The organism is Mycobacterium interjectum, from assembly GCF_900078675.2.
Classification (GTDB): Bacteria; Actinomycetota; Actinomycetes; order Mycobacteriales; family Mycobacteriaceae; genus Mycobacterium; species Mycobacterium interjectum.
Window position 1 is genome coordinate 722,944 of record NZ_LT546237.1, and the last position, 13,271, is coordinate 736,214.

The 13,271-nt window shown below is 68.2% G+C and carries 3 protein-coding genes; 2 read left to right on the top strand and 1 reads right to left on the bottom strand.

Annotated features, from left to right (window positions below; genetic code table 11):
* Positions 1 to 22 precede the first annotated feature (22 nt).
* Positions 23 to 11,056, top strand: a complete 11,034-nt coding sequence (locus BN4348_RS37890) for a type I polyketide synthase (RefSeq protein ID WP_066911012.1) — start codon at positions 23 to 25, stop codon at positions 11,054 to 11,056.
* A gap of 152 nt (positions 11,057 to 11,208) precedes the next feature.
* On the opposite strand, the gene BN4348_RS37895 is transcribed toward BN4348_RS37890, so the two are convergent.
* Positions 11,209 to 12,075, bottom strand: a complete 867-nt coding sequence (locus tag BN4348_RS37895) for a class I SAM-dependent methyltransferase (protein ID WP_084454046.1) — start codon at positions 12,073 to 12,075, stop codon at positions 11,209 to 11,211.
* 961 nt (positions 12,076 to 13,036) lie between these two features.
* Between BN4348_RS37895 and BN4348_RS37900 the strand changes: the two genes are divergently transcribed.
* Positions 13,037 to 13,267 carry an MbtH family protein gene (locus BN4348_RS37900; protein WP_066911018.1) on the top strand — a complete coding sequence of 77 codons (231 nt, stop codon included), beginning with the start codon at positions 13,037 to 13,039 and terminating at the stop codon, positions 13,265 to 13,267.
* Positions 13,268 to 13,271 lie beyond the last annotated feature (4 nt).

Genomic DNA, 13,271 nt, shown 5'->3' on the forward strand with positions numbered 1-13,271 from the left:
AGCAGATGATCGGCGGTCGGAAATGACCGATCTGCAGAACAGTCTCGAGACACCACAGCCGGCGCGTGGATCGCAGGGGACGGGCGACAGCTTCGCAATCGTCGGGTACGCGGTGCGCCTCCCGGGCGCCGCCGACGCCGACGCGTTCTGGGAAGTTTTGTGCGAAGGCCGGGACGCGCTCTCGGAGGTGCCCCCGGACCGCTGGGACGTCGAGGAATTCTATGACCCCGATCCCGATGCGCCCGGAAAGATCGTCAGCCGGCGGGCCGGGTTCATCGAGGACGTAACCGGGTTCGACGCGCCGTTCTTCGGGCTGTCGAACCGGGAAACCATGCTGATCGACCCGCAGCACCGGATCTTGCTGGAGACGGCGTGGCAGGCGGTGGAGCATTCGGGAACCGCCCCGTCGGATCTGGCGAACACCAAGACCGGCGTGTTCATGGGTCTGGGCACCCACGACTACCTGGGATTGATCTCCGAACAGCTGAGCTACGAGGAGATCGAGGCCTACGTCGCGATCGGAACCTCGTCCGCCGCGGGAGCGGGACGGATCAGCTACGGGCTGGGGCTGCAGGGCCCGGCGGTGTCCGTCGACACCGCGTGCAGCTCGTCGCTGGTGGCAGTCCATCAGGCGTGCCAGTCCTTGCGCTTCGGGGAGTGCGACCTCGCGCTGGCCGGCGGCGTCAACGTCCTGCTCAGCGCCAAGACCGCGATGACGTTCTCCCACGCGCACATGCTGGCCCCGGACGGCCGGTGCAAGACCTTCGACGCGGCTGCGGACGGGTATGTGCGCGGCGAGGGCTGCGGTGTCGTCGTCGTGAAGCGCCTCGAGGACGCGATCCGCGACGGTGACCGGATCCGGGCCGTGATCCGGGGCAGCGCGGTCAACCAGGACGGCGCGTCCGGCGGATTGACGGTACCCAACGGCGTCGCGCAGCAGCGCGTCATCGCCGAGGCGCTGCAGTGCGCGGGTGTCGCGCCCGGCGAGGTGGGATACCTGGAGGCGCACGGGACCGGCACCTCGCTCGGTGACCCGATCGAAGTCCAGGCCGCCGGTGCGGCACTGGGCAAGGGCCGCGACGCCGACCGGCCGCTGCTGATCGGGTCGGTGAAGACGAACATCGGGCACCTGGAAGCGGCCGCGGGCATCGCGGGTCTGGTCAAGGTGATCCTGTCGCTCGAGCACGAGGTGTTGCCGAAGCACCTGAACTTCAGCAAACCGTCGCCGCACATTCCGTGGGACCGGCTGCCGGTGCGGGTGGTGGACGAGGCCCTGCCCTGGAAGCGGGACGGACGGCCCCGCATCGCCGGGATCAGTTCGTTCGGGTTCTCCGGGACCAACGCGCACGTCATCCTCGAGGAAGCCCCCGAGGTAGCGCCGGTCGCCGTGGCGCCGGAGGCCCCGTCCGACGACCGGCGGTTCAGCCTGTTGCCGCTCTCGGCGCGCAACCCGGCGGCCCTGGCGGAGCTCGCCAAGACGTACAGCAGCTGGCTGGCCGACCACCCGGACGCGTCGTTGGCCGACGTCTGCTTCACCGCCGGGGCCGGCCGATCACACTTCGAGCACCGGGCCGCCTTGGTGGTGAATTCGACGGATTCCGCGCGCGAGCAACTGGCCGCGCTGGCCGACGACCGCCCGGCACCGGGCCTGCTGCGCGGTGACTGCGCCGACCGGCCGAAGACCGCGTGGTTGTTCACGGGCCAGGGCAGCCAGTACGCCGGCATGGCACGGGAGCTGTTCGAGACCGAACCGGTGTTTGCCGAGACGATGACCCGGTGCGCGGCGGCGGTCGCCGATGTGCTCGAAAAGCCGCTGCTGGACGTGATTTTCGACCCGGATGGCGACGACGCCTTGCGGCAGACCAGTTACGCCCAGCCCGCCCTGTTCGCGGTGGAGATGGGGCTGGCCCGCCTCTGGCAGTCGTGGGGCTTCGAAGCGGACGTGTTGATCGGCCACAGCGTCGGCCAGTACACGGCGGCCTGCGTCGCCGGCGTGTACAGCCTCGAGGACGGCATGCTGCTGATGGCCGAGCGCGGCCGCCTGTTTGGCAGCCTGCCCGAGGGCGGCCGGATGGTCGCGGTCTTCGCCGCCGCCGAGCGCGTGGAAAGCAAGACCGACGAGTTCCCGAGCCTGTCCGTGGCCGCCTACAACGGCGCCAACACCGTGCTGTCGGGTCCCGTCCAGGACCTCGACCAGGCGGTGGCAGGCTTGGAAGCCGAGGGTGTGCGCTGTGACTGGCTGGACACCAGCCACGCCTTCCACTCGGCGCTGCTGGATCCGGTCCTCGACGAGTTCGAGTCGTATGCGAACCGCTTCGAGTTCGCCGCGCCGCAAAAGACATTGGTGTGCAACCGCACCGGCGCGGCCCTGGGCAGGAGCGCGAAACTCGACGGCGCCTACTGGCGCCGCCACGCGCGGCAGCCGGTCGAGTTCGCCAAGAGTGTGCGCACCCTGGCCGAACTGCACTGCGCGATGCTGCTGGAAATCGGCCCCCAACCGATCCTGACCGCCGCGGCCATGCGGGCGTGGCCGGACCCGGCCACCGCGCCCCGGGCGATCGCGTCCATGCGGAAGAACATCGCCGATCATCGTCAGATCACCGAAGCCCTGGCCAACGCCTACATCGTCGGGCACCGGCCCGACTTCGGCGCTCTGGCGCCGGTGACGGCGCGCAAGCTCGACCTGCCCACCTATCCGTTCCAGCACCGCCAGTACTGGTTCCGTGAGCAGCGGGCCGCGGCCAGCACCCATGCTTCCAGCCAGGCCTCGGCCGCGCGGACCCAGGCCGTCGGGCTCCTGGAGGACGGCCGGATCGAGGAGCTCGCGGCGCTGCTGGGCGGCGGGAACGCCAATCAACAGACCGTCGATGTGCTGAAACAGCTTGCGGCAGAACACAACCAACAGCGCAACGCGCAGTCCATCGCGGACTCCCGCTACGAGATCCGCTGGGAGAAATCCGCCGCTCAAGCCTCGGGCGCGCCGGCCGGCGAGGGCACCGCGTGGCTCCTCGTCAGCGACGACGCCGAGGCGGTGCAGCCGTTGGTCGACGCGCTGACCGCACGTGGGCACCGGCACCGCATCGTGGGTCTGCCGGTATCCGACGCCGATGCGGATCGCCTCAAGGAAACGTTGCGCGCCGCGCTGGCAGACGAACCGACGTTGCGCGTCCTGCATCTCGCGGCCGTCGGATCGGACACGGCACCGTCGACGCAATCGCTGTTGCGGATGCAACACCAAGTCCTGAGCGGGACGCGGCGACTCTTCTGTGCCGCGGCCGCCGCCGAACTGCGTACCCCCATCTGGCTGATAACCCGTGGCGCACAACGGGTCACCGACACGGACACCGTGTCACCGGCGCAGTCCTGCCTGTGGGGCTTCGGTCGCGCCGCCGCGCTGGAGCACCCCCGACTGTGGGGCGGGCTGGCGGATATGGCCGCGGGCGGTGCCCTGGACGGCGTGGTGTGGTCCCGGCTGATCGACCAGCTGGCGGCGGCACCGGCCGGTGAAGACCAATTCGCGCTTCGCGACCAAGCGGTCTACGTGCCCCGGCTGACCCGACGCGCGGGGCAGCCGGCCGGGACACCGCTGGCGCTTCGTGACGACGTGACATATCTGGTGACCGGCGGGCTGGGCGCGATCGGACTCGAAGTCGCGGCATACCTTGCCGCGCACGGTGCCCGGCACCTGGTGCTGACCAGCCGGCGCGCCCCCAGCGAGGCCGCGCAGCAACGCATCGATGCGATCGGCGAACAGAGCGGCGCCGAACTGCGGGTCATCACGGCCGACGTCTCCAACCCGCACGACGTCGCGCACGTCCTGGCCACCGTGCGGGCCGAACTGCCACCGTTGGCCGGGGTCGTGCATGCCGCGGGCGAGATCAGCACCACCCCGCTGCAAGCCTTGGACGACGCCGAAGTGGATCGGGTGTTCGCCGGGAAGGTCTGGGGCGCTTGGAATCTGAGCGAGGCCACCGCGGACCTGAAGCTGGACTTCTTCCTCAGCACCTCCTCGATTGCCGGGGTGTGGGGCGCCGGGGGCCAGACCGCGTACAGCGCGGCCAACGCCTTCCTCGACGGGTTGGCCTGGCGGCTGCGTGAGCAGGGCGTCCCCGGGATCAGCGTCAACTTCGGCCCGTGGGCGAACGCGGGCATGGCCGACGAGGCCGCTCGCGCGGAACTGGACAAGCGCGGGGTGCGGCCATTGTCGCCGGCCGATGCGTTGGCGGGGATGGCCGAAATCATGGCGTCGTCGGGCAAGGGCACCTCGCACGGGGTCGTGGCCCGGATCGACTGGGCCAGCTTCCTGCCGCTCTACCAGATGGCGGGCAAGCGATCGTTCTTCACGCAGTTGCAGCGCGAGGTGCCCGAATCGGAACAGGCACCGTCGGAGTCCGGGACCACGCAATTGGTCGACCGGCTCACCGCGGCCCCCGTGCAGCAGCGGAAGAAACTCATCGTGGACTACCTGCGCGACGCCGTCGCGGACGTGACCCGCATCGACCCCGCGGAAGTCCGCGAGGAGGCCGGGCTGTTCGACCTCGGCATGGATTCGCTGATGGCCGTCGAACTGCGGCGCCGGCTCGAGCGGGCGGTGGGCGCGGAGCTGCCGTCGACCCTGGCAATGGACTACCCGCGTATCACCGACGTCGCGAATTTCCTCCTCAACGACGTGCTCAGCCTCAATGCACCCGCGGCGGCGAGTGCGGCGGCGCAGCCGGCGCCGGTCGCGACCGCGGTGACGACGCGCACGGACGAGCCGATCGCGATCGTCGCGGTCGCATGCCGCTTTCCGGGTGCGCCCGATCCCGAGGCGTACTGGGACCTGCTCTCCGGCGGTGTCGATGCGATCCGGGAGATCCCGGATGACCGCTTCGACGTCGACGAGTACTACGACCCCGATCCCGAGGCGGCGGGCAAGATCTACACCCGGTACGGCGGATACCTCGAGAGCATCGACGGGTTCGATCCGGAGTTCTTCGGTATTTCCCCGCGCGAAGCCGTGTGGATGGATCCGCAGCAGCGGTTGATGCTGGAGATCGCGTGGGAAGGCCTGGAACGTGCCGGGTATGCGCCCGCGGCGTTGCGCGGCAGTCGCACCGGCGTGTTCGTGGGCGTGGCGGCCAACGAGTATTCACAGCTGCTGAACGCCAACTCGGTCGAGACCATCGAGGCCCACTTCATCACCGGCAACGCTCTCAATGTCATCGCGGGCCGGGTGGCGTTCGCGCTCGGGCTGGAGGGGCCGGCGATGGCGGTGGACACCGCGTGCAGCGCCTCGCTGGTGGCCGTCCATCAGGCCTGCCAGGCCTTGCATTCCGGTGACTGCGACATGGCGCTGGCCGGTGGGGTGAATGTCTTGGTGAGCCCGGCATCCATCGTCGCCACCGCGCGCGCCAGGATGCTGGCCGCCGACGGCCGATGCAAGACCTTCGACGCCGCCGCGAACGGCTACGCGCGCAGTGAAGGCTGCGGGATCCTGGTGCTCAAGCGGCTCAGCGATGCGGAGCGCGACGGCGATCAGATTCGCGCGGTCATCCGGGGCAGTGCGGTCAACCAGGACGGCGCTTCCAGTGGTCTGACGGTGCCGAACGGCGGTGCGCAGCAACGGCTTATCGCCGCGGCGCTGGCTCGCGCCGGTCTCGTCGGCGGGGACGTCGATTACCTCGAGGCGCACGGCACGGGCACCTCGCTGGGTGACCCGATCGAGGTCCAGGCCGCCGCGGCCGCCTACGGCGTCGGCCGTGACCCGAACCGGCCGCTGCTGATCGGATCGGCCAAGACCAACATCGGGCACCTCGAGTCGGCCGCAGGGATCGCCGGCCTGATCAAGGTCGTGTTGTCTTTGCAGCACGAGGTCCTGCCACAGAACCTGCACTTTGAGAACCCGTCACCGAACATCCCGTGGGACTCCCTGCCGGTCCGGGTGGTGGACCAGCCGATTCCGTGGCACGCCGACGGCAGGCCGCGCCGCGCCGGAACGAGCTCGTTCGGGTTCTCCGGCACGAACGCGCACGTGCTGATCGAGGAAGCGCCGTCGGTTGCCGAGATCACCGTGGCGCCGGAGCCCGCCGCCGAAGACGAACCGGTCGGCGTGTTGCCGCTCTCGGCGCGATCACCGGAGGCGCTGGTGGCGCTGGCGCAGCGGTATGAATCCTGGTTGGCGGAGCACCCAGAGGCCGATATCGCTGATGTGTGCTACACCGCCGGCGCCGGACGTTCGCATTTCGAACACCGCGCCGCGTTGGTCGTGGATTCGGTCGGGGGAGCCCGCGAGCTACTGGCCGGATTGTCCGAGAACCGGCTGGGACCGGGTGCGGTGCGTGGCGTGTGCGGTGACCCGCCGAAGACGGCGTGGTTGTTCACCGGGCAGGGCAGCCAGTACCCGGGAATGGCGCGTGAACTGTTCGACACCGAGCCGGTATTCGCCGAGACGGTGCGGCGCTGCGCCGAAGCGGTCGATCCGATGTTGCCGCGTCCGTTGCTCGAGGTGCTGTTCGACACCGACAGCGACACCGGAGAAACCCTGCGGCACACCTCTTTTGCGCAGCCGGCGCTCTTTGCCGTCGAGATGGGCCTGGCGCGGCTCTGGCAGTCTTGGGGTATCGAGCCGGATGTGGTGCTGGGGCACAGCGTGGGCCAGTACGCCGCGGCGTGCGTGGCCGGAGTGTTCAGCATCGAGGACGGGGCACGCCTGATCGCCGAACGCGGCCGGCTGTTCGGCAGTCTGCCCGAGGGTGGGCGGATGGTCGCGGTATTCGCCGACGCGCAGCAAGTGGACAGCGTCGCCGAGGAATTCCCGCACATTTCGGTGGCCGCCTACAACGGCCCCAACACGGTGCTGTCGGGTCCCGGCGCGGACCTGGAGCAGGTCGTCGCCAAGCTGACCGGTGACGGAGTGCGCTGCACGTGGCTGGACACCAGCCATGCCTTCCATTCCGAGCTGCTGGACCCGGTGCTTGACGAATTCGAATCGTACGCAAGCAAATTCGAATTCGCCGTCCCCACCCTGCCCCTGGTGTGCAACCGGACCGGCGCGCTGCTCACCGCGGATACCCCGCTCGACGCCCCGTATTGGCGGCGGCACTCCCGCCAGCCGGTGCAGTTCGCCGAAAGCGTGCGCACCGTGGCGGCGCTGGGCTGCTCGGTGTTGATGGAGATCGGTCCGCTACCGGTGCTGACCAACGCCGCCATGCAGGCCTGGCCGGACTCCTCGGCCGCTCCGCGTGCGATCGTGTCACTGCGCAAGGACGCCGATGCCCGGCGTCAGATGGCGGAAGCGCTGGCCGCGGCTTACGTCAGCGGCCATCGCCCCGTATTCGCTGCGCTGCACCATCGGCCGCGCCGCAAACTCGAACTGCCCACCTACGCTTTCCAGCGCCGGCGCTTCTGGCCGAAGAATGCCGACATCCGCGGCATCGACGGACATGGCGCCACCGGATCCGGAATCCTGGGGAACGCAAAAGACCTTGCCTCCGGCGATTCCGTCTACACCAGTCGGTGGTCCGTCAACACGCAGCCATGGCTGGCACATCACGTCATCTACGGCTCCGTTGTCGTTCCGGGCGCGACGTACGCGGCGATGGCCCTTGCCACGGTCGGGGCACCGGCGCAGGTGCGCGATGTCTTCTTCTACGAACCGATCATCCTGGGCGACAAAACTTCCCGGGAGGTTCAGCTGACGGTGCATCCGGATGACGGCGGCTGGACCTTCCAGGTGCACAGCCGCCCGTTCGGTGACCGTGACGCCGAGTGGTCGTTGAACGCCGACGGCCGGATCGTCGGCGGTGCCGACGACGAGCCCGCACTGGAGCCGACGGAATCCATCGACGCGGCCTGCGAGCGGCTGGGCCGCACGCGTCCGCAGCAGCTGTTCGACACCTTCGCCGACATGGAGCTGACCTGGGGTCCCACCTGGTCCACGTCCCTCAAATCGCTGTGGGCCGGTGACGGCGAGGCGGTCGCCGACATCGCCATCGGCGACGAGCTCGCCGAACAGCTCGGCGGCGAGCCGATCCACCCGGTGCTACTCGATCTGTGCACCGGAATTGCCTTCCCGGCCTTGGAGGCGGCGCTCGCGGCGACCGAGGACGGCGGCGGTTTGGCCGATCTGTTCTTGCCGCTGCGGTACGGGCGGGTGGTGCTGCATGACGAGATGCCCCGGCGGTTCTACTGCCGCGCGCGGTGGCAGAGTGGCGGTCTCGACAGCGAAACGCAGGTGTTCGACCTCGATTTCGTGGATCGCGACGGTCGCCAGCTGGGCGAAATTCGCGACTTCACGGTCAAACGCGCACCCCGGGAGGCGTTGCTGCGCGGACTCGGCGGCGACGCCACCCGCAACATGTACACCCTCGGCTGGGAGGAAGTGCCGGCGCCGGCATCGGGCGACGATGTTGCTGCCGCCGGGGGCGGCCAGGGCACCTGGCTGATCGCCGGGTTCGACGAGCTGGCGGCCGACGTGCCGGGTTGTGTCCCCTTGGACCGTGCCTCGGTGGATCCGGAGCGCTGGAAGCGGGCGTTCGCCGAGGCTCAGGAGCGTGGTGCCCCCGTGTCCGGCGTCGTCTGGCGCAGCCCCGGGCGGCCCGACGCGGAAGAGTCGGGCGCCGAATTCGCCGCGCGGCTGGAGACCGAGATCGACGAGCTGCTCACGGTCGTGCGCACGCTGTTGGCCCAGCAAGACCTGAAACTCGCCGGCGGGCTGTGGATCGTCACCGAGCGGGCGGTCGCGACCGAGCCCGGCGAGCCGGTGGACCCGGCACAGTCGGCGCTGTGGGGCTTCGGACGGACCATCATCACCGAGCAGCCGAGCCTGCGCTGCAGGCTGGTCGACTGCGACGGAGCCGACGACGCCGTGCGCTCGTTGGCCGGCCTGCTCGGCGCACCCGCAGACGAGCCCGAAGTCGCACTACGACAAGGAAAGTACTTGGTGCCGCGGCTGCTGCCGTGGGCGCGCAGCGGCCAGCTGCCGGTACCCCGCGCGACCGATTACAACCTGGAGCCGACCGAACGCGGCGCCATCGACAACCTTCATCTGGTCGAGACGCATGTGCCGCCGCCGAGCGCGGGCGAGGTGCAGATCCGGGTGGAGGCCGCGGGCCTCAACTTCCGGGATGTGCTGAACGTGCTCGGCCTTTATCCGGGCGACCCGGGGCGGGTCGGCGGCGGCGACCTCGCCGGCGTCGTTACGGAGTTGGGCGCCGGCGTGACCGGATTCGAGGTCGGCCAGCGCGTCTTCGGCTTCATGCCGGGCGGGTTCCCCACCCGGGTCAACGTGCCGGCCCACTTCCTGGCGCCGGTGCCGAACGGGGTGAGCGCGGTAGGAGCGGCGACCATACCCGCCGGGGCGCTGACGACCCGACTCGCTTTCGACTGGGCGAAGGTGGGACCCGGTGACCGGGTTCTCATTCACGCCGCCAGTGGTGGCGTCGGCCTGGCCGCGATCCAGATAGCCCAACAGCGCGGCGCGACCGTCTTCGCCACCGCCAGCACCTACAAGCGGGCGGCGCTGCGCAAAATGGGCGTAGAACACATCTACGACTCGCGCAGTACGGATTTCGCGGACCAGATCCTGGCCGACACCGACGGCGCCGGCGTCGACGTCGTGCTGAACAGCCTCACCAATGAAGGGTTCATCGCGGCGACCGTGCGGGCGACCGCACAGGGCGGCCGGTTCGCCGAAATCGCCAAGCGCGACATCTGGACTCGGGAGCAGATGGCCGCGGCCCGTCCCGATATCGACTACGAGATCATCGCGCTGGACGCATGCATCGAGCACGAACCCGAGCGGACGGGGAAGTTGCTGGCCGAGGTGGCGGACAGCATGGCCAAGGGCGAGTTGAAGCCGATCGCCGCCGAGGTCTACCCGGTGACGGAGGCGAAGACCGCGTTCCGCCGGATGCAGCAGGCTCGACACATCGGAAAGATCGTGCTGCAGATGCCGAAACCGCTGCAGCCGCGCGGCGATCGGAGCTACCTGATCACCGGCGGCCTCGGTGCGCTCGGCCTGCACACGGCGGCCCACTTGGCCCAGCTCGGGGCCGGTGACATCGTCCTGACCAGCCGGCGCTTGCCCGATGCCGACGCCCAACGGGCGATCGACGACATCATGGAGCGCTGCCGAACCCGCATCCACGTCTTCGCGGCCGACGTCGGCGACGAAGCGCAGATCGCGGCGGTGCTGGAACGGATCCGGGCGGAGTTGCCGCCCCTCGCGGGGGTCGCGCACCTGGCGGGCGTGCTCGACGACGCGCTGCTGCCGCAGCAGAGCTCCGAAGGCTTCCGGAAGGCGTTGGCGCCCAAGGCCTTCGGCGGCTGCCACCTGCATCGACTCACCAGGGACGATGATCTCGATTTCTTCATCGTCTACTCGTCGGCCTCCAGCGTGATCGGTTCGCCCGGCCAGGCCAACTACGCGACCGCCAATGCGCTGCTCGACGGGCTCGTTGCCGAGCGCAGGGCCCAGGGCCTGCCCGCGACCGCAATCAACTGGGGTCCGTGGGCAAAGGGCGGCATGGCCACGTCGCACGCCGCGCGCGCCAATCTCAGTGCGCAGGGCCTCATCCCACTGGAACCGTCGGCCGCCCTCAACGCGCTCGACGAGATCGTCGCCCACGGCACCGCGCAGGCGACTGTCATCAAAGCCAATTGGCAGCGCGCCGCGAAGGGGCTGGGTGCCTCTCGCCCGGCGATGCTCGACCATGTGCTGCCGAGCGCTGTCACGGCGGCCCGCGGCGACAGCGAGTTGTTGCGGCAACTGCATGAGGTGCCCGAGTCGGAGCGCGGCAGCTTCCTCACGGAGTACCTCCGGTACGAAGTCCAGAATTTCCTGAGGCTCGCGCAGCCGCCGGCGGCGACCAGCCGGTTCCTGGAGCTGGGCACCGATTCACTGATGGCGGTCGAATTCAGCAACCGGTTGCTTCCGCAGTTCGGTGGCGCGTTCACGATCAGCGCGACCGCGGTATTCGACTATCCGACCATCGGGTCGCTGGCCGAGTACCTGGCCGGTCAGGTGCCGGAGCCGGATAAGGCGGATTCGGTCGGTTTGGCCGAGCCCACGTAATCAACCCCGCCAAATCGCCGTACCAGGTCGGCCTTGGCGCGCGTTTCAAAACGGCACGGTGAATGTCGCAAACTGAAGAGTCGGCTCGGCGACCGCGAAATTCTCGCAATCGAAGGCGGCCAAGTGACGCGCCGTCGCCGCCGGGGACGGCGCTAGGCGGCTTCGGTGCGCAGTTGAGATCTCAGTATCCGGTACTCCAACAGGCCGGCCCGCATCTGCTCGTAGATCGCGGACCCCGGCAGGGCGAGGAAGTTCGCGACCCGGGCATTTCGGTCGCCATAAACCTCGGCCCAGGTATCACTCGCTTGATCGCGCGAGGCCAGCACGTTAGCGGTAATATCCCGGTCGCTTTCGGTGACGAAGCCCGATCGCTTCAACCGCATCCTGACCTGGTCCCAGTCCTCGGGGCTCAAAAAGTCGGTGTGTAAGAACCATCCCGCGGGTCGGCAAATCCTGCGAACTTCGCTCAGGAACTTCGGCAGATTGCCGTAGGAATGCGAGGACTCCACGTTGATGATGGCATCGCACGCCGCATCGGGCAGCGGAATATTCAACGCATCGCCGACGCGGAAGTCTATCGGACGCTTGACGTGCGTTTTACTGCAGAAAGCGATCGCTTCCGAGGACATGTCGATGCCGATCACCTGCGCGCTGAACTTCTCGGCGACAAGTGCGGCGTTGCCGCCGCGGCCACACCCTATTTCGACGACCGTTCGGTCGTTGAGGTCAACGGATCCGATGACCTCGAACACCAGCCGGACCGAGTTGGCGTTGAAAGTTCCCGGGCGAATGGTGAACGCAGATTCGTCGTTGAAACCCAGTGGGGCGTAGCCATAGTTGAGGAAAAACGATGAATCGGCGACCCCGGCGTCCTCAAGCCGGCGGCTGAGCAAATTATAAAAGCTTTTCCAGCCGCCGGCGGTCGTGGAAAGTAGGTCGTCAGCGAGGTGCTCCGACATTGCAACTGTTGAATTATCCTTCGATTCAACCTGCGCCGAAGGTTCGCTGTGCTTGTCCATTTATTTCGCCCCAACCAGATCTGCTTTGACCCATGATCGGTCACATGGTGTCCCTATTGTGGATATATTGATTCGGAATACACCGGTGCAACGTGCCGCCCAATCACGTTGCATGCTACACGACCGGCTCGCGTCGGGTAGCGGCTCAACCTTCGCGTTAGGCGTCATAAATTCATCTGGTCCAGATGCCTCCAATTCACTTCGAGCGGCTCCGCCGGCTCATCGGCCACGACGCCTCACTAAATATGTCGGCCATCGCAAAGATCGCCGCTTTACCGCCTTGTCGAGTCGTGTCGTGAAGCGGCCGTCGTTACGCGGTGGCGCCGGGCACCGTCGAACCTGCGTGCGCCACCGCGAGCATCCCCGCCGGCGCTCCGGCGCTGAGTCACGAACGGAGGAATTGGCCGGGCACCCGTCATCGAGCCGACCGCAGTTTGCCGGGAGGCGGGGGCGCCTCGCGCCCATCGATGCGCAAAGATCTGGTGTCCCGGCGAGAGCGGGTCGACCCGGAGACTGCGAGCGCCACCCCGGGCGCAGTGCGGCAATCGCGCTCACCCACCACGTACCGGCACGGAGCACCGGGGCCTGCCGGCGTAGGACCACAGCGGCGGATCGGTGACATTGTCGGCGAACCCAAGAGTCGACGATCGGCGCCACCGGGTCGGCGTCGTCGCGCTGCGGATTCCCGAGGCGCCTGGGACCGCGAACACTCCAAACGGCGTCTCGGGAGTCGCCGCCGGTTACTTCGGGCCCTAGTCGGCAGACGCTGCTCCGCAAACCGCAGGTAGAGGAACCGCGGGAAAACCATACCTATTGTTCGCCTAGGTAACGTCGCCGATGCGGTGGTGTGGGCGGATCGGAGCGCTACCAGAAATTCCACGAAGGCTTAGACAAGCTCTGTGGGGCTCCAGTATGGTTTAGAACTTGTTATACCCATGTCCAGTAGACGTCTGGAGACGCGGTGAGCATCAATCCGTTCGACGATGACGACGGCACCTTTTTCGTCTTGGTCAACGACGAGGAACAACACAGTCTGTGGCCGGCCTTCGCCGATGTTCCAGCCGGCTGGCGGGTGGTGTACGGCGAGGCGGACCGCGCCGCGTGCCTGGACTACATCGATCAGAACTGGACCGATATACGGCCGAAAACTCTGCGCGAAAGATTAGCGGCGGGACAGGGGTTTGATAGGTAATCCG